Genomic DNA, 26,507 nt, shown 5'->3' with positions numbered 1-26,507 from the left:
GCAACTTGAGGCAATTACTCAGGTTCTGGCAGCGTTGTGTCCGTCTTTTCTACTTTTATGCCTACCGTTCCCGTGCCCCACCCCGTATTCACTCTTCAACTTTCTTTCTAAGCTTTCACATTGCGGAAAGGCTACCCATGATTTGAGTATCATTAGGGAATAACATATGTTGATTTTGACTCGCCGAATTGGCCAAAACCTCAGAATTGGGGCTAATGTCTCAATCACTGTATTGAACGTTAAAGGCAATCAAGTACAAGTAGGAATAAAGGCCCCCAAATCTTTGGCAGTTCATCGTGAAGAAATTTATAACCGTATCCAGAGGGAGCAGAAGATAGACAAGTAAAACCTGTGAGCGGAAAACCTGGACCAATTATTGGGGGCAGAGTCGAGTAAGCTAAGGGGTTACACTGCCACCAATTATTGGCCTTTCGCGAGAGCGATCATACTTACCGTCAAGAACCCAATCATCTTGAAACTTTGGGATTATCACGAATAGGAGATACGCCATCTTCGAAGACTATATGTCGTCTTCGAAATTTCTTATCCAAAAGGTATTCAGGTTGGCTAATCCGATCCATTCGAAAATGACGAAAGTCATTGCGAGCAGGGTCCCAAGCTACCAGATACCATACGGGTGGTAAGATCAACATAGCTTGCGGTTCAACAACCCGGCTAGTTACTGCCCCTTTCGCATCACGATATTGGAAGCTCAGGTATAGTCGCTGAAGAAAAGCCGTTTCAAATGTAGGCAGTAGTAAGGGCGACATCTCTCCGACATTAGATACGTCTACCTCCGGTGAAAGCTTGCCGATGTACAGGCAATCCATAAACCTGCGTAAATCACGCACCTTATCAACGGGTAAAGCCTTCTCTATTTTTGCCAGCCCGGCATCCGCAAGATCCGAAAAGGGCAAACTCCCTGCTGCACGCACGGATGCAACGCTAATAAGCAGCGCAAAAATCTCAGCGACCGAGAGCCGAGCTGTAGTTTGAACCGATTGCGGATCAAGTTGCAGGCCGCCTCCAGGACCAGGTTCAGAACGGATAACAAAGCCCTCATCCCGCAACGAGCTGATATCACGCAGCACGGTGCGCCTGGATGCGCCAACTTCAGCGGCTAAATCGGCAATCGTCAAAGTGCCCTTTCGGCGAAGGCTTCGCACTATGGCGTCTTGTCGGAGACGTACATTCATTTTACACAGACATTAATAAATGGTGACAGTTTTTGGCACTATTAGATTCTAGCCTATGCACTCACGATCCAGCAAAGGGATGTTGAAGTTGGAACAACCCTTAAGGATAGAAAGCGGAGCCTGTTGGTAAATAGCAGCTCTCAAGACCTCCCCAAAAAAGAGGAAGTAAATTGTCTAGAATACTCGATTTCCCCACACCTACTCTTATCTCAGTGAATGGCATAGAGCTGGAGGTCTTTGAAGCGGGCCAACAGAACACAGGAAACCCCGTTGTGCTTTGTCACGGATGGCCGGAACATGCCTTTTCCTGGCGCCACCAAATACCCGCTCTCGCCGCAGCGGGCTACCACGTTATCGTTCCCAATCAGCGAGGCTATGGCAACTCATCCTGCCCAGCGGAAGTAACCAGCTATGACATCGAACAATTAACCGGCGACCTAGCTGCACTTCTGGATCACTACGGATACCAAGATGCCACCTTTATCGGTCATGATTGGGGTGCAATGGTCGTTTGGGGAATAGCGCTATTACATCCAAGCCGTGTTAATAAAATTATAAACCTCGCACTGCCCTATCAAGCCCGAACAGAAAAACCTTGGATCGAGTTTATGGAGGAACTCCTTGGGAGCGATTATTATTTTGTGCACTTCAATAGGCAGCCAGGTGTTGCGGACGCAGTGTTAGACAAGAACGCTTCCCAGTTCCTTCACAATTTGCTCCGTAAAAACGTACCTCCTACACCGCCGGAGCCTGGTATGGTAATGATCAATCTCGCGAGAGCAGCATCACCGCTTGGTGCCCCCTTGCTGAATGATAATGAACTGGCTGTATTCGTTTCCGCATTTGAAAAAACGGGTTTTACAAGTAGCATAAATTGGTATAGAAACCTGGATCGCAATTGGCATATCTTGGCAGATGTAGACCCAGTTATCCAAAAGCCGTCCCTTATGATTTACGGCGATCATGATTTGATACCTAGGTCTCCAGATATCAAAGATTTCGTCCCCAATGTAGATGAGGTGAACCTTAATTGCGGCCATTGGATTCAACAGGAAAGACCGGAAGAAACCAATCAAGTGATTTTAAACTGGCTGGAACAACAATCCGCTACTTAGTATCCATTTCTCTAGAAAATTCCCTTTCTGATTATCCGCACAGAATCCCGCAAAGAAGGCGTTCACGGTAGGATACTCACTATAAAGTGGCCATCTGAGGATAGCATGTGCATATAAGCGAGCCATGCTACTTCATAGGGCCACTGCCCAACACTATATATCTCGATACAACTCATCAACTACTGATAAATTGGCTTTGTTGCCGAGATGTTCCTCACCTCTAAATTTGGCTGACAATCATCGCTTAAGTATGTAAAACTAGTGGCTTAATGCATCCACCCTGGTGCATGCAGATCATAACTTCACTGTCAATTTCAGAATTTTATAATAACTGGATTCCCAAATGGAAAAGGTTGCCATATTTGTTGATGTGCAAAATGTTTATTACACATGTCGACAAATCTATAAACGAAACTTTGATTACAACAAGTTTTGGCGGGAGGTGACAGGGGGTAAAAAAGTTGTTAAAGCCATAGCTTACGCCATCGACCGTGGTGATAGAAAACAGTATGAATTTCAAAACATCTTACGGTCGATTGGTTTCGAAGTGAAGTTAAAGCCCTTCACCCAAAGATCCGACGGCTCAGCCAAGGGCGACTGGGATGTGGGCATCACTATTGATGCTATGGAATATTCAAACTCGGTAGATACCGTGATTTTAGTGTCAGGAGATGGCGACTTTGACATTCTTGCCCATAAGCTCAGGTTAGATAGAGGCAAGAAGATTGAAGTATATGGTGTTCCGGAATTGACGGCTGGAGCATTAATTAATGCGGCGAGCAAATTCACTCCAATTGAAGATAGGTTATTGCTGTAATAACCATGTACAAAAGAACCCCATATATCCACCAATCAGGTGGTATAAGGCATTCAAACTAACACACTATCAATGCAGTAAGGAAATATAGTGCGTATTACTGTTTTATTTTTTGTTTTTATTATTAGCTCTTGCGCAATTGGTCCCAAGTTCACACCAGCTCCTCCACCCCCTGATGGCAAAGGCTTGCTTTATTTAATGCGTGGTGATGTTTATCACGGCGGCGGTTTTCCTACCAAATTCATTATTAACGACAGAATTGTGGCAAAGTTGTATGATCAAGGATACACGTGGATTCACTTGCCCCCAGGAACATACAAAGTTAGGGCTGGAGGTATTGAAAAAAAAATCAAGATTACTATTTCAGGTGGAGAGACGCATTATTTCCGGTATCATCAAGTAAGTAAAAGCACTTATAGCTATTTTAATATTTTCGAAAAAACAAATTATAACGACATCAAGAGTGATCTAACTTCGGCACGATACAAAAAATCAAATGACTATGAAAGTGCTGAATATACCATCTTAAGAGAGTTTGAAAACAATCAAACAGAAAACTCAGCTGAACTATCTATAAATCTATCAGAAAATTTCAACGGTGGCAGGGCTGATCTGGATGTTTACTATATGGATGATCCAGAATACTGCTACTATCAAAGACAAAAAATCACTCACGAAGACTTTAAAGGTGAAGTGATTAACTTGCCTACTAAGGCGACTGTAACACTTCTACTTACAGCAATGCCAAAATCCTACCTCCCTTTTGAGACCTATACTAAGTCATACTATTGCTCCACTTTTATTACGTTTAACCCTGAAGAGAATCAAAGTATAGAAATGGATTTCTCCATACAAAAAGTGGCAGATAAGAATTGGGTTTGCAACATATCTATGAAAGATAAACTCAATGGAAGCTCGTATGATTTTCTACCAAGAAGCATGCCAGAGAAATTCTCCAGAGCCTCACCTCGCTGTACACCAGAGGACTTTAAAGCACCCGAATACATCTCCAATTATGAGTTCAGGTTTAATGCTAACCCTCCCATTTAGATATTAGAAGAACAATAACAAAGGCGCCATAGAATTCACTTGGCGCCTATTATGCCTTAAAACGATACAACTTGCTCAAATTCGACATTTTATATTAATATTTTCAGCAATATTATATAAGCAGCATCAGTCAACGCGAAAAGCCTACCAAATAGCTATCCAAGCCACTCCTAAAATGTCATCTTGTTAAAATTTGTACATTAGCTTTAAAGGCCTACTATTACCTTGATTAATATGAGAGCTTATACGAAATGAAGAGTCTAATTATTCCAACTCTAACGGTGCTCTTTATGGCCGCGCAGGCGAGCGAAAGCGCTGATAACTGCCCTCAATTAGACCTTGATATACCAGAATCTAAAGCCAAACCAGTAATAAAGACCGCACCTATGCGCCCGCTAGGCATCAGCAAGCACCCACCAGTGTGCATAATAGTTTCATTTGAGTTAGTGGAGAAACCGGGATCTGAAGGAGGAGGACTTGTTCCAGGAGATATAAAGATTGAAGGCTCCTCAGATAAAGCGTGGAATATACCCGTTAAAGTGGCTGTATCAAGGTGGCTTTACCTTTCAAAAGGCATCGACTATCGTGGGCGCCAGTATGTGATCTATAAGATTCCTTCACGATCTTAATAATCAAACACTAGAAAAGACAATACGTGTTACATTGAAATTTTATACACATATCGGTATTATTTGCCTCACGTGAAAACATGACTTCAGTAGAACAACAACTTTGATTCTAAATATATTTAAATCTGAAAATAAAGGACTACGTTGTTTTATAGATTTAAGCTGGGCATTACAGTTTGTATTGCAAGCATCACTTATAAAAATAGCGTAAGAGTCGCCCAATATACCATAGAGACTTCAAACGGCTGCACCGGTGCACAGTAATCGGCGTTGCGCAAGAATCTACTTTTGTGTTCCGACTAACTCCATGACACTCTAGCCCTTGAACTTTAGGTTTCAGCTCAGAGGCCTACTAATCCCCATATCTATCAATCCTTATATTAGCTTCTTTACCTTAACCATACTAATAAACTCAGCATGGTGATAGATGCGCCTAACTTATTGATATTATAAGCTTTTTTAATGGTATCCAGGGTATATGGAGTATTACCCCTGTTACCAAATGCTATGTTTCTAGGGTCGCGTACAATCTACGGAGCCAGAGGGCATCGGCAATGGCTATCAGAATCCTTTCTATCGATGGTGGAGGAATCCGGGGGATCTTGCCTGGCCAGATACTAGTGTCCCTTGAACACAAGCTAAAGGTGAAATCAGGCAATCCTGACGCCAGGATAGGCGAGTACTTCGACCTGGTGGCCGGAACAAGTACCGGTGCAATATTAGGTGCCGCCTACATCTGCCCTAACAAGCAAGGAAAACCAAAATTTTCTGCCCAGGATGCTGTCAGCCTCTACCTTAAGGAAGGCGAGAAGGTATTTGGCTCAGGCTCATGGCCTTTTCTAGAAAAGTTAAAGTTATTGAAGGAGGAAAAGTACTGTTCCATGGAGTTGGACAGGGTTTTATCGCAATTCTTTGGGGAAATGAAACTTAGTAATCTATTAAAGCCTTGCTGCTTTGTTTCCTATGATATCAAAAAGCGGGAACAAATCATTTTTAGGCAACATTGTGCCATAGTAAAGAATGAAGACTTTCTGGTTAAAGACCTTCTACTGGGAAGCACCGCGGTACCAACCTATTTTGAGCCAGCACGTATCTTTTCACTACCTCCATCCAACAATAAATATGTCTTAATTGATGGCGGCATGGTAGCCAGTGATCCTGCTTTATGCGCCTACTCCGAAGCCATCAAATTCAGTGGGGTCTCTGGGATGAAAGATATGGTTATTGTATCTCTGGGTACCGGCAGGCAACTTTCAGGATACAAATTCAAGGAGGTTAAAGATTGGGGGATACTCAATTGGGCAAGGCCCGCCATTGATATCGCCGTAAATGGAAGCGCGCAAATGGTTCATTACTATATGAAGCAAATTTCTTCTACCGTAGAGAATTCAAATTACTACCGGATACAACCAAAGCTTTACGCTGCTGACTCATCTATGGACAATGCGACACCAGAAAACCTGAAGAAGTTAAAAAAAGCGGGAGAAAGGAATGCAGAGTATTTTGATAAAGAGCTGGAAGAAATAGCTACTATATTAGTCAACAACCAAGGGAGCCATAGGTATCAGTAATGCTACCGATCGGGACCAGCGCTGACTTTATCAAATTACAGCTATAGAAAGTCATACTACTTATTAGAGCTTAGGTATTTTTCTCTTACCTGATTAATCATACCTCCTGCTTCCAACACTTCAATTTCGTCCTTAGCCAAATCACTCCGCAAGTTAATACATTCTCCTGATGATTTAATTATTAATTTAATTGAACTGCTTGACTTTATCTGTGCAATTGGATTGTCGATTTCAAGAGCTACCCCCTGTTGAAGAAGATTGTAATCATCAAAATTCTCAAATAGCAATGGCAGCACACCGAAGTTAATAAGATTACGCCGGTGTATACGGGCCATACTTTTTGCAATTATGCACCTTACCCCAAGAAAGCGTGAAGATACTGCCGCATGCTCACGGCTAGAGCCTTGTCCATAATTCTCACCACCGACAACAAAACAGTCTCCATTGAGCTTCACTGCCCGATCATAAAACGATTCATCGATTCGTGAGAATGTATAACGGCTGATGGCAGGGATATTTGAGCGCAGCGGTAAGATTTCTGCTCCAGCAGGTAATATTTCATCAGTGGAAACATTATCCCCTGCTTTCAGCAATAATGGGCCAGTTAAAACTTCCGGTAGCTTTTCGAAATCAGGAAGGGGCTTGATATTTGGCCCTTTGATCAACTCAACTGCTACTGGGATTTCTTGAGGTGGCTGCAATAACGGACGTATATCAGGTAGATATTCCGGCTCATGGAAGCTGGGGTAATCCATATCCAGGTCACGAGGGTCAGTGATCACCCCTCTTAACGCACTGGCAGTGGCCACTTCGGGGCTGCATAAATAGACTTGGTCGTCTGCGGTGCCTGAGCGGCCACGGAAGTTACGTGGGACCGTGCGCAAGCTGATACCGCCACTGGCGGGAGCCTGCCCCATGCCGATACAGCCACCGCACCCAGTTTGATGCAAGCGAGCTCCCGCTTGTAGCAATTTTGTCAGATCTCCACTCCGACTGAGCTCTTCGAGTAACTGACGTGAGGTTGGATTGATGTCAAAGGAAACGTCATCGGCTATTCGGCGACCTGAAACCATGCGCGCAGGTATCGCAAAGTCTCTCAACCCTGGGTTGGCAGAAGAGCCAATATAGCTCTGATAGATAGGACGGCCCTCCACTTCACGGACCGTCACAACTTTGTCTGGGCTTGATGGACAAGCAATTAGCGGCTCGAGATTTGATAAATCGATAGTATCTTCTTCGTCATAACCAGCACCTTCATCGGCCTTCATTTCGACAAAGTCGTTTTCACGATGCTGCTGCTTTAGGAAAGCCCTTACTGCTTCATCGGCAGGAAAGACGCTGGTGGTAGCGCCCATTTCCTGCCCCATATTGGCAATCACATGACGATCCATCGCTGTCAATTTATCCAGGCCGGGGCCGTAATACTCAACAATCTTGTTAACACAGCCCTTAACAGACTGCCGACGCAACATTTCCAGAATGATGTTCTTAGCGCTAATCCATGGCGGCAGCTCACCTTCGAGCTTCACACCGAGTATTTTGGGCATTTTCAGTGCAAAGGGGACGCCTGCGATGGCCATTGCTACCTGTAGGCCACCGGCTCCAATCGCCAGCATCCCCATAGAACCCGCTGCACAAGTATGGCTATCGGCGCCAAGTAATGTCTTGCCAGGCACATCGAAACAAGCCATCTGTACTGGATGGCTGACACCATTACCGGGCCGCGAAAACCAAATTCCAAATTTACGACAGGCACTTTGCAGGAATATATGATCGTCGGCGTTTTTAAAATCCGTCTGTAACAGGTTATGGTCTACATATTGTGCTGAAAGCTCAGTCTTGATTTGAGACAAACCAAGTGCCTCAAGCTCCAACATAATAAGTGTTCCCGTCCCATCCTGAGCTAGCGTCTGATCGATCTTTATCTCTATTGGGCTGCCAGGCTCCATTGATCCACTCACAAGGTGGCTTTGGATAAGTTTCTGCGCAAGATTCATAGGCATAAAGGGATACCCGGTGAGTGAGCTGGAGCTTTCTAGTATTGATGTAACTAGATCTTGATCATTGTAGCTCTAGCTTCCTCGGCTGAAGCACCGTTATAGCTGCAGGACTATGTAAGCGCCAATGCTATATCCACGGACTCTTAGTAGCCCTAACATGCGCTAGAGCTACCTGAACAGTTTACCTCTGTATTTCTGATTCTCTGACAAATGAATGAGTATATGCTGCTACATATACTCGATATGGGGGTAATTACTATTAGATAGGGGTTTAATTAAATCCAGAAGTACTATTTGATCAGTCAAAATAAAAAGTGTTCTTCGGAAAGATACAACCCCCCAAGATTGGCAATTGTTTATGGATTCAGCTCACACACAATTATATTAATTTTCTTCTCCACAAGCTGCCCTGTATTACTTTCTCCATACTCACTGTGCTTCCCGCGGGATACAACTTTAAACCCAGCATCAGACAATTGGGTACAAATATCACCCTCATCAAACAGCCTGAATCCATATTGAGTGAATGGTAGATTTTGCATAAAAGATTTATCGCCAAAAGCTAGGCATAACTTTCCTTTAGTCGCTAGTACGCTGGAGATCTCTGCTAGATGAGTTTTGAGGGTGTCCCAAAAGTATATTGTGTGTACGGCTAGAACCTTATCGAACTGTTTATCGGCAAACGGCAGACTTTCTGAGCTACCAACTAAAAAATCCATTTGACCCGACTCTATATATTCAAAATTTAGACCCTTTGCGGTTGCAACCATATCGCTCGACCAATCAATGCCGGTATAGCGGACACAAGATCCCTTACGAATTACGTCGACTGCAAATTTGCCATTGCCCGGACCAATTTCTAGAACAGAATCACCATCTACCACATTGAGAGCTGTTAAAGCGGCAAGATTCGTTGCTTCATTCGCTTTGTTCATTTGTTGCGCGGTTTCTGAAGCCAATGTACCAGATGGTTTTCTAAGCTGCTCAGCAATGAGCTTTGGATCTTTTGACATTTCTATTCCTTCAGCGTCAAAAATAAAGCACTAACCAGATAATTTATTCTTTAAATTAACCAATCACTTCCTAGTTAACCGTTTTGTTTTGAATACAGATGTAAAATACAACTTATCCTACCTACTATATTGCCCAATATCTATATCGATTATGTTAGGCAAAAAATAGGTACAGGCAGAATACTTATTAAGATATTCTGCCTGCGTATCTCAGTATTTCCTGCAATGCGGATTATTTCAATATGAAAATTTGTTTTTTAAGTATCCCTCTCCAAAATAGATTGCAAATTAAGCAAACTAGAACTTGTTATCTTTAATTTGGTTAGATTGTACTTAAAACGATATTTAAACATCCGCAGTATGTGCCATGAGCTTGCAAGCAATTATCATGATGACAGCGGCCACAATTGTTGGGACCACTGTAGGGATAAATTCTGGATAAGATCCATCAATAAAATAGCCTACTAATCGGCCAACTAGAACCAACATCAATGCAATAAATCCAACCATAATATGGTCAACGTTAGATCTTATCGCTCCAAGAAGAACAATTGCCCAAATTGCGATTGTTGTCCCACCCCAAAGAGAGCGAATACTCGATAGCCCACCCACAGAATCAATAGGCCCGATAAATGTGTGGGCCAGCATGACAGATGGACTAATCATAAGCACCAATCCAGTCCCCATAAAAAACAGGGCTAAGATACCTAAAATACAGCGTCCAATAGTTGCCTTCGCCATATACCCAAAACCTCCAATCAATTTGTAATCATTCAATATCACCGAACGAGACATAGGTTATGGATAAATATGCCACTATATGGCATATTTTGATAACTATGCGAACATCTACCCTCTCACGAATAGATAGACTTGAAGTTATCACCGCCCGATTAAAGTCGGACGAACCCATCACGATTGGTGAAATTGCCAAGGAAGTGGGCGTTAGCATTCGAACGCTGAATCGAGATATAGAGGTGTTGAGAAGCCGAGGCTTGCCGATTGAAACAGATGTGGGGCGCGGTGGTGGAATCCGTTTGGACCAGCGCTGGGGCGTTGGTCGTGTCAACTTAAACTATACAGAGGCTGTTGACCTGATGATCAGTTTGGCTATTGCTGAACAGATGAAATCCCCCCTCTTTATGGCACACTTAAGTAGCATCCGCCACAAGGTAATGGCTTCCTTTTCACCGTCCATGAAAAGTAAAGTGAATGGTATAAAGGCACGTATCATCATCGGAAAATCGGCTTCCGAGGTTGTGCTCTCAAATTTCTTAACTCCAAAGCGTAAAACTGTCGAGAAGCTCCACCAGGCTTTCTTAATGCTTCAACGCATAAAGATCACCTACTGTGACGAAAGCGGAAAAGAAACACTACGAACTATTGAACCCCACTACCTCTTTCTTAGTTATCCCGTATGGTACATCCTAGCCTGGGACAAGCTCCGTGAGGATATTCGGGTATTTCGCTGTGACAGGATTAGCAAAATTCAGGCTCTGAATGAAGACTTCAAGCTAATTCCACTTATTAAATTTAAAAATAAGAGAGATAAAATACCTCCATCTTAAGGTCATTTTGTTTGAACTTCATCGAAAACTATCTTAGAGCAGTATAAGTAATAAGCCTTATATTTAGCCAAGGGCGATAACAAATAAATTGTATACGTTACTATATGTACTGACGATACAAGTCCAAGAAACCCACAGAGTTGACCTATTAATTTGACTTGTAGCGAGATACATATTTGCATAGCTCTATAAGTATGGCTAGGATGGCTGCCAACCATTAACTCCATCGCCTAAAACAAAGAAGCCTCTTAATTTAGGTATAGGTACATGAGGATAGCCATTTGAATCCTAGGTCACTTTTCTTTTGGTTCTGCGGCTTATCGACAATCATTATTCTTGGATTCACACCAAGTTATGTTATGGCTTACCGAAACCTTTCCACAATGCATCATATCCATGGAATAGTTTCCCTTCTATGGATTGGAATCATGTGCTTACAGTCTTATTTAATGCTCAAAGGGAGCACATCTCTTCATAAATATCTAGGTTGGCTGTCAGTTGTCGTTGCCACATTATTTATAGGCACTTCATACTGGGCATTTTTCAGCACTATTGAATCAACCTTAGAGAAAAGTGAAATATTTAAACTTGTATATTGGGTTGACCTATTCTTATTACCACTTTTTGTGTTCTCTCTGTTATCTGGGTTCCAATACCGAAAGTCTCCCCAAAAGCATATGCTCTGCATGATGCTGAGCTTGGTAGCTATACTACCGCCGGGACTAGGAAGGCTTATCTACGGTTTATTTCTATTTCCCTTCAATGCTCCTATTAGGTATTTTTACGAGCCTATGATGCTAACCACCATAGGAATACTAATCTACTTAGGAATTCGTGAGCAATGGAGATTTGGTCAAATAAAGGTAGCTCTTGGAGTAATGATATGCTCATTTATCACTTCCTATTGGGTAATCAACATGGGATTTTTTGAGAGTGGATTAAGATGGATTTTGAGCACTTAATTTTTATTCCATTTTGTTCCACTAACTATTTATCTCATTAAATATTTGGTTATTAATGGCAGCATGCTACTTCTTAATTAGACGGATAATTAGCACGCTATTTCCAAAACTCCGTCCTTTCGCATAGCAATAGAAAAGAACAAACCAAAAGAGCAATTACAAAGTTAGTAAAAATAGTCTTGGAACTATTAGGATGGTGATTTACTCTACCTATGAGACCTTTGGCCTAAAGCTATTTTATACGCACTCAACAAGGAAGCAGAGATGCCAGGCAGTTACCCAAGTAAAAGTAAGGAATTACCTCTCTACGATGGTCGCTTTGATACTTAGTAGCCTACAGTCAGCTGGCCTCTCTCGCTATTACCAAGTGTGCCAGTTGTTATGGAAATCTAGGGGCTGGTTAATTTATGCACGGTACTTTGCCGGCCATTTTTTTACTCTCAGCCATTATTCTGGCAAACGGTGGACGTCCGCTGGGGGTAGACTCACTGTTTAGCACTGATATCCCTAAGTATGCTTGTTCAATATGCCAATGCCAGGTAAAGGCTAGTAACTGGGCACTGAATCCAGAATTAGCCGTACGGAGTGAACTTCCAAGAGAAATTTGCCTGCTCTGCGCTGAAAGGCGCGACCATGCCGCAATAATGGCATCTCCACAAGAAGCGTTGTATGCAGCAACATTACGCTATAAGCCCCTTATTAAACAGCTGGGCAGTGAACCCCAAGCATCCTGGGCAACCACCGAGCAGGTAGTTCCTTCCTCTTGGCTTCCGCTGATCCAGAAACTGAAAACTCTGATAGGGCCGCCCAAGGTCTTTCAGGTGATCGCTCCGATAATTTTGGCCGTTTTAGCCTGACCCAGTATGAAACGTGCCATTATTGCTAATAACACCAAAGAATCAAAACTACGTTCTGACTACTCCGGTTGGCGCAAAGCCCAAATTGAGCAAGAACTGGGCTTAGACTGAGCAATTACTTTTTAGTGCTGCCTTCGGGCAGCTGGCTTTTACAAGCATCCGGCTTCCTCACTCTCAAAATCTATCAATAAGAAAAGTTCTAGAAGACTCTTAAAGTTGTACGCAGGTATTTCCTAGTGCGGCTTATCTGGTTTAGATATAGCAGACCATCAACAATTTACTATTTCCAATAATCTTATAAACGCATGACTTAAATGAATTATTTGATATTTTTTTAAAAGACACTCTATCAAATGCTTTTTTTCCTATTTATACCCTCAACTTCTTTTACAAGCTTTGTACAAACAGCTTCTTGGTATTGGAAGGTTATAAATATCATGATTACGACATAAATTACTTAAAATAATTTTTTGTATAGATTTTTTTCCCAACAATTACATATTTTTAGGAACTTAAACAAAACGGTCCAGTCAGAAATCGAAGTTGTACGTCAATAACTCGAAATTTCGTACTACTTTTAGCGGCAACTAAGATCTGACCCAGTTTTCAAGTTACTTTTAATACAGGCTTATCATGATACATAGTCGGCACACAAAAATTATTTCAAAAATTTTTCTTACAATCGCACTCTTAGCAGTAACCGTTGCTGTACGTGCAGACGAAGCGCTGCAGACATTTCTCGAGCAGACACTTACCACAGCACGTAACAAAAACGATCTTCCAGCCGTCGCCGCGCTGATTCAAATCGATGGCAAGACCGCTGCTATAGCTGCAGACGGTTTTCGTGCACATGGTCATATAGAACCAGCCACTATCGACGATCGTTGGCATATTGGTTCGAATACCAAGGCGCTAACTGCAACAATGATCGCACGCTTAGTTGAGCAAGGTGTCATGCGATTTGAGGATACACTCGCTGATTCTTTTCCCGCTTTCGCAAAAAATATGGACCCCGCTTACCGCAATATTACGATCACGCAATTGCTCAGTCATACCGCAGGCTTACCATCTCTGACCGACGATAATGAATTTCCTCAATTTGAAGACTTAATTGAGTCGGTAGCCAGTATTCGGGCGCAGCGTATTGCTGTTGCACGCAGTTACCTTGCAATGCAACCTACATCCGCAACTGGTTCATTTAAATACTCCAATCTCGGTTACATTATCGCGGGTGCCATCGCCGAGGCACGAACAGGCAAGACTTGGGAGGATCTCATCAAGGAACAGGTCTTTACTCCGCTCGGCATAAAAAATGCTGGATTTGCTGCGCCCGGATCCTCTGGCAAGTTGGACCAACCGCACGGTCATAAAAAAACCTGGTGGGGCAAGCTCGTACCACTCGATCCCGCTGACATACAAAGTGATAATCCTCAAGCGCTCGGCCCCGCCGGCACAATCAATATTTCTCTTAAAGATTGGATTCTCTTCGCAGAAGACCAACTCAATGGCGTACATGGCCGCGGTAAATTATTGAAGTCCGAAACTTATCGCAAACTACACTCACCCGTAAATGGTAATTACGCACTGGGCTGGGGGGCATTTTACGATCCAGAGTTATTGCTGCTTACACACACCGGTAGTAACCTCTATTGGCTCACCGAAGCACATATCATGCCGAAGAACAACATAATTTTTCTAATCGCGATGAACTCCGCTGATGATACTGCAAAAAAATCAATGGAAGATATCCGCAACCTTCTTATGGAGCGCCTAAAACCATTTGAGTGAACCTAAAAAGCAGACTTGTCTTGACATGTCCGCAATCCAGCGGCTACTGGGATATATATTTGATAATTAATTAAAGTCGGCAGCGCGAATCAGAAATATCTATGCGCTTTGGAAAAAGCTTTACGCCTGCATCAGAACTTGCCCGTTTACAATAAGATTTGGCTTTCCTTGGCAGACGTGACCTCCAGTTAAGTCGACGGATCCAGCGATAAATTGTTGAACAGCTAACCGCTTTAGTACACCGTTCAAGCCGCATTCGCCCAGTGATCTGTTCAGGGCTTGCATTTTTTTAGCTGGAAGTCGATTTGTACCTGCATGGCAAAGTCTAGCTTGCTGTGCTTAAGAGCTCCGTGCCACCGTTGCAGTGCCTGACGATGGGCACTCTCGGCACAGTAGGGGCTGCAACGATCAAGCTCGCGAGAGATGGTCTTATTGGATCTATGGAGGTGTTGTGCAATGGCTCGAGCTGAATAGCTCTGCCCATTAAGAGCCTCATTCTGGTATCGTTCTTTTAAGGTTAGCTGGTTGGTACGGGCTCCCTTGAGGTTCCTGGCTTGTTTGTGTGGAAGCTTACTAGACTACAGCCAGCTAGCCTCCCTCGCTTTTGCCAAGTGTGTCGGTTGTTATGGGAATCTAGGAACAGATCAAAAATCCAACTACAAAGATAATAAAGATAGTCTTGGAACTATAAGGGCGGTGATTTACTCTACCTACAGGACCTTTAGCCCAAAACTATTTTATACGCACTCAACAAGGAAGCAGAGATGCCAGGCAGTTATCCAAGTAAAATTAAGGAATTACCTCTCTACGATGGTCGCTTTGATGCTTACAAGCTTAAGGCAGAAAACAGTGATGTTCTTTTCGCATCATATCCAGCTGGAACGTTCATTCCACCCCACACTCATGACACAGATAATCATGGCGTTATCACAAAGGGGGAACTAATACTCACCATGAATGGTGCCACCCAACGGATTGGTATTGGACAGTGGTACCACGTACCGGCAAATGTAGAGCACTCCGCGACTTTTGAAGTCGAAACAGATGAAATTGAATTTTGGTTTAAAGATAAAACAAGCTAAATCTCTACACGCACATAAACTAAGAGCTTTAAAAGCCTAGTCGGAAACCTGTAGATGCAGTGTAATTTATCATGAAATAGAGCTGAACATGCAGCTTGAAGAAAGACTTTAGGCTTATAATGCCTAAAGTCCTTATCGATAAAGGTATAGCAGTATCGTGTGTGGCTTAACGCTAAAGTGCAGGCGAGTTAATTACTGCGTTAAGTATTCGTCAGCACTGATAACCTCTGCATAAGCAAATTGTAGTGCTGCCATATAAGCTGCATGTATATGTGCAGCGGGAACATCGACACCATTGAAGTACATGTCCCGACTAGCGCAGGCATCATGAATAACGGTATTTTCATATCCAAAGTCACTTGCCGCTCGGGTGATAGCATCGATACACATATGGCTCATCGCACCGACAATGACCAATTTATTAACACCTAGCTCATCCAAGTGCTTTTTAAGATCCGTACCTTTGAAGCTGTTAACTTCATTCTTGAGTACTACCGGCTCACCTTCAACAGGCAGAAGGCTTTTGTGAATTTTCGCACCCTCACTACCGGCAATAAAGAATGGAGCATCCTCACTGAGAAATTCATGGCGAACATGAATAACTGGCCACTGCTTTTTGCGAAACTCAGCCAGCACTTTTGCGGCTTGGTCTGATGCTTGGCCAATGCCTTCAAGAGTCCACTTTCCGCCTTCAAAGTAGTCGTTTTGCATATCGACGACGATTAGCGCTGTCTTGCTCATAAGATTGTCCTTTGGTTGTGTCTTTGAAATGTACAAGCGCATGTTAGGGCGATGGGCTAAGATACAGGCGTGGCAAGACCGACATAAAACAGGCAAGAACTGACAGGGGGGGGCTAGTGACCCAAACAATCCACATTGCAATACTGATGATCCCCGGAGCCGCTCAGTCGGCAACTTATGGCCTAATCGACCTGTTCCAAACCGCAAATCACATCTGTCAGGAGTCAATCCCAGAACCCAAGGCCCTATTTGAGGTATCACGCTGGCTAATTAATGACGGAAAAGTCATACCCGAGAAAAAAGGGGCTGCTAAAGACCCAAATATCGTTATTGTACCGCCGGTACTGGAAGGTCAGGAGTACATGGAGCCACCGAAGGATGTCAGTACCTGGTTGTTAAAGCGGCACAAAGAGGGGGCCGTAACCTGTTCCGCTTGTGCTGGGGCTTTTATGTTGGCCGACGCAGGACTATTAGATGGACGCCAGGCGACCACTCACTGGCGACTGGCCGATGCTTTTAAGCAGAAGTTCCCGGATATAGAGCTGAATATCGATTCCATCCTGATTGCAGACCCGGATGTTGTCACCGCAGGAGGTGTAATGTCTTGGATTGACCTTGGGTTACACCTGGTCGGACGATACATGCCTCCCCATATAGTTATGGAGTTGGGACGTTTCTTGTTGGTGGATACGGGAACCCGTTACCAAAGTTATTACCGCAGTTTTCTACCCCCTGTAGATCATGGTGATAAAGCAATTTTAAAAGTACAGCAGCAAATTCACCGGGATTATCAACAACCAATCTCTGTTGCAGAGATGGCTCAACTCGCCAATCTGGGCGAGCGCACCTTTCTACGAAGATTTCAAAAGGTTACCGGCTATAGACCCGCCGAATATCTTCAACAGCAACGCCTGCAAAAGGCTCGCGAACTATTGGAAACGGGCACATTGCAAGTCGAACAGATCGCTTGGCAAGTGGGGTATGAGGATGTCAGCGCATTCCGGAAAATGTTTCACAAACAGACCGGCCTCTCCCCTAGGGAATATCGACAGAGATTTTCAGGTGGCTCTAAAATGTAATTCTCAGGAAAGGTTGAGTCTTGTACGTTCCAAATGCCTTAACTCACTGAGAAGTGATTAATTTAACCATATAGCATCGAGTTTAGAGGAGTACTTAAAAAAATCGAAAAAAACTTGAATCTGTAATATCCTATCAATAAACACCCATTATTAAACATGAGTAAATATGACAGTTGGATACTCACTTGTAAATAATACAAAAAAAGAGCAGATTATATTCCTTCATTTACCCGTCAATACTATGGGTGAAATTCTTAGTAACCCCTTATCTGCTTATATAGTAAAGTGGTACAAGGCTCAACATCACAATGATAACGTGGATTTTGTATCAGATACATACGACGACTGGCCGTTTGTCAACGGATCGCGAAGCGACCTTGAGCACTATAAAGAAGTAACAAATAAAGTTGTTGATTCTTTGATAGCTCAAGGAATCATTCTTGATAAAGGCATTGCTTGGAGAGATGATGATGATCCAGATACAATATTCATCAGAGACCTTTCTCTTGTCAGTAGCCCTAAGTAATTCGACAAAGATAACTTTATCCATTTAAAGCAAGATAGAGTTATAAAATATCTTAGAAAGACATGTGGAAATTCATACTAAATTATATAAATGGTGCTCTTGGCATAAGTTCCATTGAAAGCGGCGAAAGAATATCCCCAGAGGAAGAGCGCTTTCCAACAGACGGAATTGTACGCGCACCCTCTTTTGATTCGATTCCACACGAACAAGAACCTTTGACGGGCTCAGTCCGCCCAAAAGAACTTGGTGAGGTAGTAGAAGTCATGGTTGGTGTTGATTATCCAATTTACGGTGGACAAACGATACTCGTTGCTGATTTTGGAACTTACACAATTGAGCTGCCCAGCCCTTGCAGCGGAATAATCGAAGAGACTCTTACTAAGCCCGGCAGCTTGATAGGTAGCGAAACGCCTCTATTTAGAGTGCGTAGACCAATATAAACTTTAACAAGATATAACAATAAGATTAATAGCTTCCTAAAATCTAAAAACTCTAACTAAGAAGTTAACCACATTCAGATAATTAAGGAGTCATTTACCGTTCAAGCAGATATTACACCGCCAACCGGTTAGCAGAAATACGAATCATTTCTCTTCAGAGATACTGATAAGTATCTTCCGTATCCTACACTTTCTCTCCATCTCAGAAATTGCCCTGCAATTTTCAAAGGCAAATAGCAAGACTTCAATCTCTCCAAATCCAGTGCACTCAATGTATAGTCCGAGTTCTGAATAATATCTGAAAAAGTATTTTGTGAACGATTCTGGATATTCTAAAAATACACGGCTTTTTTTGTTAAATCATGGTATCAGCCGAACGAGCTTCCCTATATAGTGGCGCCGCCTAACTTTGATTAAAAATAGGTTAGTTGTCATTGTTTTTTGAGATGTGGGAGAGATACCAAAGTGATTAAGAAAATTTTTTCGAAAAGAGATCTCAAGCTTCCAATCATTGGCGGCTTGATAGCGGCAGCAAGCTTACTATCAACAACTGTATCGGCAGCGGCCGAAGTTGATATAAATCAATTACGTCAGCAATCCAAAATTATGTTCGGCACTCTCTCAGAAACTATGCCAGGCAGTGAGAATGACACCCCAGCGATGGTTGAGCTTGGAAGAACACTGTTCATGGACGAACGGCTTTCAGTCAATGATAGCCAGTCCTGTAACAGCTGCCATCAAGTAGGGAACTACAACGGCTCGGGCGTTGACAATGAAGCGACATCACCGGGAGCCTTACCTGGCACCAAGGGTGACCGAAACTCTCCAACGGTCTGGAATTCCGGGTTCCAGGTGGCTCAATTTTGGGATGGTCGCGCAGAGGACCTGAAGGAACAGGCCAAAGGTCCAATTCTAAACCCTGTAGAAATGGGAATGCCTTCAGAAGAGGCTGTTGTGGCAAAGATTTCAAAAATTGCCGAATATCAAGAAAGTTTCAAACACGCCTTTGGTAAAGAGAATGCTATCTCTTACGACAATATTGCTGGGGCCATAGCTGCGTTTGAGCGCACACTGATTACAAATGATCGTTTTGATGATTTTATAAATGGTGATGATCAGGCTATGACAAAAAGCGAGTTAAAGGGCCTGCAAACCTTTATCAACACTGGTTGTTCAGCATGCCACAATGGAGCAACCTTGGGTGGAAACATGTACCAGAAGATGGGGCTGGTCAACCAATATCCACACCAAGAAGATTTAGGTCGTTATAAAGTTACAGGCCTTGAAAACGATAAAATGATGTTTAAAGTTCCAATGTTACGCGACGTCAGTAGAAGTGCTCCTTACTTCCACGACGGGCGTGTAGAAACCATTGAGCAGGCAATTTACGATATGGCTTGGTACCAATTGGGACAGAAATTGAGCACACAACAGGTAAATGATATTGCAACTTTCCTAAACGCTTTAGAACATCAAGCTCATTAAACTATTTCCCACCCTTCGGGGTGGGCATCTTTCGCTCTAATCAATTTTGGCTGAGCTCACGGGTTTCCAGTCACTAGCTCATTGATAACTTGTAACCATTCAACCCTGCGGTTACTTTGTGTATAAGACACAACAGTCAGTAGACTAAACGGTTTCCTGATTACCGACCAACTTATAATTTCTAGCGCGCCATCAATACTTATATCAAGCCCGTAAAATAAAGTCCGAAGGGAAATGTGCAGTCTTCAGCCGCCGACTTGAGAGAGTTCCATTAAATTACTGTTCAATACCTGGGCATTCAGTCATCAGATTACTTTATGTGCTTTTCGCTTTATAGATAGTGAAATTTTCCATAAGGAACTAAGAGAATAGAAATTACGATTTTTTTCTCATTCGAATAAGAACCCCCAATAGTGCTTAATTTCCTATCACAGTCCCAAAGCAAGATAAGAAAACAGCCTTAAGTAACTTTTAAATAACCCAAAGAAATAAAACTAATCTGATTTGCCACACTCACTGTATTAAGAGTTTAGCGTTCAGGAAGATCAATGAAACTTCGGCTAGCGTCAGCCCTCACCATACTAGTAATCATAGCGTTTTTAGGCTTGGTGTACGTCTACAATTATCGACTGACCCAAAGTATTCAGTATGACGCCCACCCTGTTACTAAAGAGTTTATTAAGAGTAATGCTCCCCTTAAAGACAAAGATACTATCAACATCCTTATCATAGATGGCGGTGGAATACGTGGTTTAATACCACTCTATGTTATTCAACATATTGAAGAGCAGACTGGCAAACCTATTGATGAATTGTTTGATGTTTTTAGTGGAGTATCCACTGGCGCCATCATCGCTACTGGCCTCAATGTGACTCAAGAATCATTTGACGATAATCATCCAGGGATTGAAAACCTTAAATCCCAAAGTGATAAAATTATTGATATTTATAAACAAGATAGCCGATACGTATTCTCCGTACCCTGGTATCACAAATTGCTAACCTTTAATGGTTTTATCTCCCCTCGCTTTAGCGGTGAACGCTTAAGCGAAACCATGGAAAAGCATTACACTGACAAATTGAAGTTTACGAGCCTGAAGAACTACGTCATCATCCCCTCTCTCAATATTCATATGGGCCAGCTTCAACTATTCAAAAACCGTGGTGAAGCAGTCAGTAAACTGCCCACAGACACACTGTATCAACTTGTAACAGCGGCAGCTAGTGCGGAGACTCTATACCCACCTGTCGAGTTCGTAACTACTGGACGGGACATTCATCAGCGCTATTATGCCGACGCTGGTATATACGCAAATAATCCGGCTAGTATTGTTTTACGCGAAATTATTAGAGAGTTTCCTGAAAAAAACTACTATGTGCTAATTCTCGGGGCCGGAACGTCTCCACTGAGTACAATGGAAGCCAACTACAGAAACTTAAAAAACTGGGGAAGAATTAATTGGGTGAAAGACCTTATATCTAATGTACAGAGGTCCATGGATGACCAACAAGTATACACTTTGGAAATCGCACAATCCCTTAGCCCTAAAGGGCGAATAAAATATAACTACTTAAATGTAGAGCTTGTTAATCCATATGTTGACCCATTTGACTATAAAGCAAGTAAGAAGCTGAAAGTTCTAGCAGATAGGCTTCTTGAGGAAAATAAAACGGAGGTTGATCAGGTAGTAAACACCCTCACGGACAAAGGCTAACTATAACGCTGGAGAATACTTCACCTATTCAGTTGAGCTTGCCATTCAGCGTTGCCTTGGATGAGAAGCCATCAATGGATTGGCATGCATGAAAGCCCGAAGATTTGAGTTGAATCACACAGAATACAGATAGTGTGTTCAACTTAGGCAAGGTAAGATCATGCCCATACCTTCTTGGATTGACCATGGATATAGGTCGTTAGCAATGAACACACGCCTTCTTAATCTCGATGTACTACGGGGGCTGGCTGCAACTTTGGTTGTCTGGCAACACAGTAGTGAAGTATTTATCCGCACCCCATCCATCGCCCAGCACGGCTCGGCACTGGCTGAATTTATCAGTCAACTGGATTTTGGCAGGATAGGTGTACTTTGCTTTTTCCTAATATCCGGCTTTGTCATTCCCCACAGTCTTCTTGCATCTAATCATACTCTTAAGAGCTTTGCTATCCGCCGCTTCTTCCGCTTGTATCCTGCTTACTGGTTATCTCTGACTGCAATTATCGGACTTACATGGTTGCTCGCTGACCGAACATTCTCTGCATCTACCATTCTTGCCAATACCACAATGCTGCAAGGTCTTATGGGGTTTGAAAGTGTTCAGATTCTATATTGGACTCTCACTGCAGAGCTGCTTTTTTACTGTCTCTGCGCACTGATGTTCACCCTTCAACTACTAGGGAATCCCAGATATCTACTCTTAGTGTGCTGGGGGGCGCTATCAGTATTTGTCAGCATGCAACTTTTAGGGCAATCATCCTCTCCAATTTCCCAGCTTCCCGCCACCACTACTTACCTCCCCTTTGCTATCGCAGTTATGTTCTGCGGAACCCTACTCAGGTATTGCTACGAAACAAGGCGCGGTTATCGTTATATGCTTTGGGGCCTGGTTTCGACTTTCTCGATACCACTACTCGTTATGGCCATGCACCTATTAGGTAGGTCGATCAGCGAAACTCCCCTCCGCTTTGTATCATCTCATTTCATCGCTTTAGCAATCTTCCTCGTTTTTGTATTACTTCCACCAAAGCCAATACGACATCTAGCCGCTCTAGGGACTATCAGCTATTCCATTTACCTGTTTCATTTAGTCGTTGTCTTTTTCGGCAACTGGGCCATAAGCCAACCTTGGGGACAAGGGCTTACAAGTATTTCTCTATCCACGTTGCTTGTGGCAGTAACACTACTTAGCTTCGCTTTGGCGGCAGCCATTTATTGGTTGGTGGAGAGGCCCTGCATGCAATTTGGGCGCTTTTTGAGCGATCGAAACGGCGGGTTAAACAGGCCAGGGGAAATGTTAAGGGGGAGTTAGTGTGGAAAACTATCTGAATAAGTTAGGGGCCTCGAAGCAAAAAAATAGCCGTAGACTTATTAGTCTACGGCTATGTTTAGCAGCCATTATTGAGTGTCTACTGCGCCCACAACAAGCTGATAGCAATAGTCCACATCATAATGCCCACCAGTACATCGAGTACTTGCCAGGTTCTGGGGTTCTTAAATAGCGGCTGCATCATGCTGCCACCCACTGAAAGAAGGGTGAACCATAGCAGGGATGCACTACATGCCCCCAGCACAAAAAACCAGGTTCCATTGCCAGCATACTGCGCCCCTACTGAGCCAATCAGTACAACCGTGTCCACATACGCGTGTGGATTAAGCAGGGTTAAGGCTACCGCGGTAATCAAGGCAGAGCGGCGGGATTTCATCCACTCTTTTTGCTCTCCAAGACCTTTGTTAGTGAAGGCCGAACGGAAAGCCATGGCACCGTAGGAGAACAGGAAAGCAGCACCGAGCCAGGTCAGCCAGATCATCCAGTCGCCACCCGCTTGTGCGAGATTTGCAACCAGGAACACACCACCTGTAATCAAGGCAATATCCATCAGTACGCATAAAGCCGCGATACTAAAGTGATATTGTCGACGGATACTCTGCGTCAGCAGAAACGCATTCTGCGCTCCGATCGCCATAATCAAACTGATGGTAGTCAAAAAACCTTTTGCGAGCGGCGCCAGCAACAACCCTGAAAACACGATGCCTCCTGTGCTTCATTCTCTAATTTGGAAGTGCCCGCAGGGCTGCGGGCCTGAATAGTGGCGCGAGATTAAGAGTCAAACTAGAATAAGTAAACTTAATTATACTGATCCCTCATAAGAAATTCTTATGCTAGACCTAAAGCAACTCCAAGCCTTTGCCTTTGTCGTAGAGGAGCGCAGTTTTGACAAGGCTGCCGCCCTACTCCATGTCAGCCAGTCTGCGATTTCCCAACGAATCAAAGCCTTAGAAAGCCAGGTTGGCCAAGCCCTATTGATACGCTCCAACCCTTTGCGGCCCACTGAAGCCGGCCTCAAAGTTTTGGGGTACTACCAGCAAATGCACTTGTTACAGCAAGAGCTTCTCACTGATATCGATCCAGAGGGAGGCAAGACCCGCTATAGCAACCAGAATAAGGTTCGTATCGCACTGAATGCAGATAGTTTGGATACCTGGTTCCTGGCCGCCATCACGCCATTGATTCGATCCCAGCAGTTGCTCGTGGATCTAAAGGTCGACGATCAGGACGCTACCCATGAACTGCTGAAGAATGGTGAAGTCATTGGCTGTATCAGTTCAACAACCAGTAACCTCCAGGGCTGCCAATCGGTACTGCTCGGTCACATGGCCTATTACCCGGTATGCACCAAGGCTTTTAAGAAGAAGTTTTTTTCAGACCCGATTAAGGTTGAAGAGCTCCACTACGCTCCCACAGTGGAGTTCAACTATAAGGATCAATTGCAGAGTCGTTACCTTAAACAGTTTTGGGGAGTGGAGACTGGTCAGTACCCATCTCATGAAATCCCCTCTTCAAAGAGCTTCCTCAGTTTCTTAACTCTGGGGCTGGGTTGGGGAATGGCGCCAGATATTCAGATTGCCAGCCTGCTAAAAAGCGGAAAGCTGGTGAAACTCGCTGAAGACCAGTATTTGAAGATTCCTCTTTACTGGCATGTTTGGAACTTAAAATCGAAATTGATTAAAGAGATCACTATCAACCTCACAGAGCATGCTCGAAAAGCCCTGAGTCAGTAGTTCTTGAGTAATTAGTGATGGTGCAACTGCCAGTATGGACAGTAGTCCAGCTGCAGTTCACCATTTTCCAGCTGCACTAGGATTGAGAGTGCTTGATGATATATTGGTTGATTTTCCTTATGTCGAACATTTAGATTTTTGAAGTCCCGATAGGATTCCTTATAAATTTCTTTCGCATCGTCTCCCAATAAAAAGCTAACTATTTGGTCTCCATGCTTTAACTCATAAGCGAAGTAGGCTCCGTCTAGCTTTTCTTTTTGTACTAATTTCGACGGTTCAGACGTTATACGGCGAGTGTAATAATTTCCAGGCTTATCCACGATACACTGAGAATTTTCCTTGCCACAGTTTCCATTATAACTTTGCTTTAATCGCTCTATACTTTTACCGTAGTCGGGATCGGTCTGCCCGTATACAACACGTGAAACGCCTAAGAAAATCATCATTCCACTACACATCATGCAGGGTTCAAGAGTTGTATAAATACTGACATTGGAATTAGTTAAGTATTTTGTCTGAGGCCCTAAGCATTTTGTCTCAAGACATCTTTGCATTACACGCACTTCAGCGTGCTGGGTCTTATCCTCACAGACTGAAACCGAGTTAAGCTGAACTCCCCCAATGTGCTTGGAAATATCATCAAATAAAACCGCACCAATATTATGACCTCTTTTATTTTCATCAGTAGGTCTCACCCAGTCCTGGAATACTATAGAATAAGCCAACAACATCAGTATCTTATCTTGCTCATCTTTAACACTCTCGGTTTTAGCTATTCCCACAAGAGAAAATTGTGATAAAGCGAAAAATAACAGGAGGCGAAACAACCCGGTATTTTTACCAAAACTGTTCAGCTTTTTGATACTTAGGAGCCCAATTAAAGCCATTTCTCCATTTCACCAATAATAAACCTGACTCTGGCGGGTACAAGTTGAGTGCGCCTAAGCGCCAAATACAGTGTCTCACTAACGGGATTTTCAAGGCTATGTGCCTTAATCAATTTCGGCTTTCGAAATGCACTTACCGCATAGGCGGGTAAAACTGTGAAACCCAAACCCATACTAACGGGCTCCAGTATTAAGCTGATCTGATTGGAAAACCCTTTTTGTTGAAAAGCTTCAAGACTTCTAAATTGTGGGAAGTTCGCTCCCAATAATAGACTCGCATGGTGTATACCGTCTGGATGGCCTATGTACCCCAGCGCTAAAAGCGACTCCCAGTCAGGGGTTTTCACTTTAGCCGGCGTCACTAGCAATAACCTTTCACTGGCGATCGGCCGACTGTCAATCTCCTCTGCTTGTGGCGGGCTAGTCATTAATCCGATATCAGCGCCGTTTTCCGCAATAGCCTTCTCCACATCCAGGTTGGGTGCAAAACGGCAGCTCATCGATAAACCCTGGTGGATCTTCTGCAGGGACAATAACTTGGGGTAGAGCTTCAGCCCCACGCTCCCGGGGCACATTACTCGTACATCCCCATGATGGGGAGGATCTTCACCAACAATTTGCCCCAGGCTGGAAAGCTTCTGAATAATCCCCTGCCCTTCCCGATAGAGCCGATCACCAGCATCCGTGAGCGTGAAGTGTTTACCCTGCCTGACTAACAGAGCGACACCTAACTGCTCCTCTAACTTGCGTATATGCTGACTGACCCCAGACTGAGTCATATGCAAGCGATCCGCCGTACGAGTGAAGTGCCCCTCTTCAGCTAAAGTACAAAAGCTTCTTAACCACACTGGATTTATCATTACGAACGCTACTTAAAAATATTACAAATGATAATTATACGTAATGAATTAGAGGCTGTAACT

The 26,507-nt window shown here is 43.5% G+C and carries 25 protein-coding genes and 1 pseudogene; 17 read left to right on the top strand and 9 right to left on the bottom strand.

The features are described 5' to 3' along the window. The first annotated feature begins 166 nt into the window (after positions 1-166). On the top strand, positions 167-346 hold the full coding sequence (gene csrA, locus ACG1BZ_RS05205; protein ID WP_413664680.1) for a carbon storage regulator CsrA: 180 nt from the start codon (positions 167-169) through the stop codon (positions 344-346). A gap of 121 nt (positions 347-467) precedes the next feature. Here the strand turns inward: csrA and ACG1BZ_RS05200 are convergent, their stop codons facing one another. Further along, positions 468-1,196: a helix-turn-helix transcriptional regulator gene (locus ACG1BZ_RS05200; protein ID WP_413664679.1), complete on the bottom strand. Its 729-nt coding sequence runs from the start codon at positions 1,194-1,196 to the stop codon at positions 468-470. 170 nt (positions 1,197-1,366) lie between these two features. Between ACG1BZ_RS05200 and ACG1BZ_RS05195 the strand changes: the two genes are divergently transcribed. From ACG1BZ_RS05195 to ACG1BZ_RS05175, 5 genes are all read left to right on the top strand, one after another. Next, entirely contained in the window at positions 1,367-2,311 is a 945-nt protein-coding gene (locus tag ACG1BZ_RS05195) for an alpha/beta fold hydrolase (RefSeq protein ID WP_413664678.1), read from the top strand. A gap of 343 nt (positions 2,312-2,654) precedes the next feature. After that, positions 2,655-3,128, top strand: coding sequence for an NYN domain-containing protein (locus ACG1BZ_RS05190; RefSeq protein ID WP_413664677.1), 474 nt, complete (start codon positions 2,655-2,657; stop codon positions 3,126-3,128). A 90-nt stretch (positions 3,129-3,218) separates the two neighbouring features. Beyond that, on the top strand, positions 3,219-4,178 hold the full coding sequence (locus tag ACG1BZ_RS05185; RefSeq protein ID WP_413664676.1) for a hypothetical protein: 960 nt from the start codon (positions 3,219-3,221) through the stop codon (positions 4,176-4,178). Positions 4,179-4,429: 251 nt separating this feature from the next. Then, on the top strand, positions 4,430-4,807 hold the full coding sequence (locus ACG1BZ_RS05180; protein WP_413664675.1) for a hypothetical protein: 378 nt from the start codon (positions 4,430-4,432) through the stop codon (positions 4,805-4,807). 554 nt (positions 4,808-5,361) lie between these two features. Further along, on the top strand, positions 5,362-6,378 hold the full coding sequence (locus tag ACG1BZ_RS05175) for a patatin-like phospholipase family protein (RefSeq protein ID WP_413664674.1): 1,017 nt from the start codon (positions 5,362-5,364) through the stop codon (positions 6,376-6,378). A 56-nt stretch (positions 6,379-6,434) separates the two neighbouring features. On the opposite strand, the gene ACG1BZ_RS05170 is transcribed toward ACG1BZ_RS05175, so the two are convergent. The 3 genes from ACG1BZ_RS05170 to ACG1BZ_RS05160 form a co-directional block, all read right to left on the bottom strand. Then, entirely contained in the window at positions 6,435-8,381 is a 1,947-nt protein-coding gene (locus tag ACG1BZ_RS05170; protein ID WP_413664673.1) for an aconitate hydratase, read from the bottom strand. Positions 8,382-8,734: 353 nt separating this feature from the next. Further along, a complete protein-coding gene (locus tag ACG1BZ_RS05165; protein WP_413664672.1) occupies positions 8,735-9,391 on the bottom strand; it encodes a class I SAM-dependent methyltransferase in 657 nt (218 codons plus the stop codon). A gap of 345 nt (positions 9,392-9,736) precedes the next feature. Beyond that, positions 9,737-10,168, bottom strand: coding sequence for a DUF4345 family protein (locus ACG1BZ_RS05160; RefSeq protein WP_413664671.1), 432 nt, complete (start codon positions 10,166-10,168; stop codon positions 9,737-9,739). A gap of 23 nt (positions 10,169-10,191) precedes the next feature. On the opposite strand from ACG1BZ_RS05160, the gene ACG1BZ_RS05155 reads away from it, so the two are divergent. From ACG1BZ_RS05155 to ACG1BZ_RS05145, 3 genes are all read left to right on the top strand, one after another. Further along, on the top strand, positions 10,192-10,959 hold the full coding sequence (locus tag ACG1BZ_RS05155; RefSeq protein ID WP_413664670.1) for a helix-turn-helix transcriptional regulator: 768 nt from the start codon (positions 10,192-10,194) through the stop codon (positions 10,957-10,959). Between the two features lie 1,369 nt (positions 10,960-12,328). Next, complete coding sequence (locus ACG1BZ_RS05150) at positions 12,329-12,778, top strand: hypothetical protein (protein WP_413664669.1); 450 nt, start codon at positions 12,329-12,331, stop codon at positions 12,776-12,778. Between the two features lie 633 nt (positions 12,779-13,411). After that, a complete protein-coding gene (locus ACG1BZ_RS05145) occupies positions 13,412-14,566 on the top strand; it encodes a serine hydrolase domain-containing protein (RefSeq protein ID WP_413664668.1) in 1,155 nt (384 codons plus the stop codon). Positions 14,567-14,838: 272 nt separating this feature from the next. Here ACG1BZ_RS05145 and ACG1BZ_RS05140 read toward each other — a convergent pair. Continuing rightward, positions 14,839-15,036 (bottom strand): annotated as a pseudogene (locus ACG1BZ_RS05140) (helix-turn-helix domain-containing protein); the annotation flags it as partial. Positions 15,037-15,330: 294 nt separating this feature from the next. Between ACG1BZ_RS05140 and ACG1BZ_RS05135 the strand changes: the two are divergent. Then, on the top strand, positions 15,331-15,648 hold the full coding sequence (locus ACG1BZ_RS05135; RefSeq protein ID WP_413664667.1) for a cupin domain-containing protein: 318 nt from the start codon (positions 15,331-15,333) through the stop codon (positions 15,646-15,648). Between the two features lie 192 nt (positions 15,649-15,840). Here the strand turns inward: ACG1BZ_RS05135 and ACG1BZ_RS05130 are convergent, their stop codons facing one another. Beyond that, positions 15,841-16,389: a cysteine hydrolase family protein gene (locus ACG1BZ_RS05130; protein WP_413664666.1), complete on the bottom strand. Its 549-nt coding sequence runs from the start codon at positions 16,387-16,389 to the stop codon at positions 15,841-15,843. Between the two features lie 116 nt (positions 16,390-16,505). On the opposite strand from ACG1BZ_RS05130, the gene ACG1BZ_RS05125 reads away from it, so the two are divergent. The 6 genes from ACG1BZ_RS05125 (at position 16,506) to ACG1BZ_RS05100 (ending at position 22,946) form a co-directional block, all read left to right on the top strand. Continuing rightward, on the top strand, positions 16,506-17,468 hold the full coding sequence (locus tag ACG1BZ_RS05125; protein WP_413664665.1) for a GlxA family transcriptional regulator: 963 nt from the start codon (positions 16,506-16,508) through the stop codon (positions 17,466-17,468). 166 nt (positions 17,469-17,634) lie between these two features. Next, positions 17,635-17,994, top strand: coding sequence for a hypothetical protein (locus ACG1BZ_RS05120; RefSeq protein ID WP_413664664.1), 360 nt, complete (start codon positions 17,635-17,637; stop codon positions 17,992-17,994). A gap of 62 nt (positions 17,995-18,056) precedes the next feature. Continuing rightward, on the top strand, positions 18,057-18,434 hold the full coding sequence (locus ACG1BZ_RS05115; protein ID WP_413664663.1) for a hypothetical protein: 378 nt from the start codon (positions 18,057-18,059) through the stop codon (positions 18,432-18,434). Positions 18,435-18,899: 465 nt separating this feature from the next. Then, positions 18,900-19,919, top strand: coding sequence for a cytochrome-c peroxidase (locus ACG1BZ_RS05110; RefSeq protein WP_413664662.1), 1,020 nt, complete (start codon positions 18,900-18,902; stop codon positions 19,917-19,919). 548 nt (positions 19,920-20,467) lie between these two features. Further along, positions 20,468-21,634, top strand: coding sequence for a patatin-like phospholipase family protein (locus tag ACG1BZ_RS05105; protein WP_413664661.1), 1,167 nt, complete (start codon positions 20,468-20,470; stop codon positions 21,632-21,634). A gap of 205 nt (positions 21,635-21,839) precedes the next feature. Further along, positions 21,840-22,946 (top strand): acyltransferase family protein, encoded by a 1,107-nt coding sequence (locus ACG1BZ_RS05100; protein ID WP_413664660.1) that lies wholly within the window; start codon positions 21,840-21,842, stop codon positions 22,944-22,946. Between the two features lie 97 nt (positions 22,947-23,043). Here ACG1BZ_RS05100 and ACG1BZ_RS05095 read toward each other — a convergent pair whose 3' ends face one another. Continuing rightward, the gene (locus tag ACG1BZ_RS05095; protein ID WP_282933969.1) at positions 23,044-23,664 is read right to left on the bottom strand and encodes a LysE/ArgO family amino acid transporter; all 621 of its coding nucleotides are present in this window, start codon (positions 23,662-23,664) and stop codon (positions 23,044-23,046) included. Between the two features lie 130 nt (positions 23,665-23,794). Between ACG1BZ_RS05095 and ACG1BZ_RS05090 the strand changes: the two genes are divergently transcribed. Beyond that, entirely contained in the window at positions 23,795-24,697 is a 903-nt protein-coding gene (locus ACG1BZ_RS05090; protein ID WP_413664659.1) for a LysR family transcriptional regulator ArgP, read from the top strand. 11 nt (positions 24,698-24,708) lie between these two features. Here ACG1BZ_RS05090 and ACG1BZ_RS05085 read toward each other — a convergent pair whose 3' ends face one another. Together ACG1BZ_RS05085 and ACG1BZ_RS05080 are read right to left on the bottom strand one after the other, a co-directional pair. Further along, entirely contained in the window at positions 24,709-25,584 is an 876-nt protein-coding gene (locus ACG1BZ_RS05085) for a deaminase (protein ID WP_413664658.1), read from the bottom strand. Then, positions 25,575-26,444 (bottom strand): LysR family transcriptional regulator, encoded by an 870-nt coding sequence (locus ACG1BZ_RS05080; RefSeq protein WP_413664657.1) that lies wholly within the window; start codon positions 26,442-26,444, stop codon positions 25,575-25,577. The genes ACG1BZ_RS05085 and ACG1BZ_RS05080 overlap by 10 nt, the downstream gene beginning before the upstream one ends. Between the last annotated feature and the right edge of the window lie 63 nt (positions 26,445-26,507).

It is taken from the genome of Microbulbifer sp. CNSA002, assembly GCF_047324085.1.
Lineage (GTDB): Bacteria > Pseudomonadota > Gammaproteobacteria > Pseudomonadales > Cellvibrionaceae > Microbulbifer.
The sequence above is the reverse complement of the archived record's forward strand: the minus strand, read 5'-3'. Positions and strand labels throughout refer to the sequence as shown.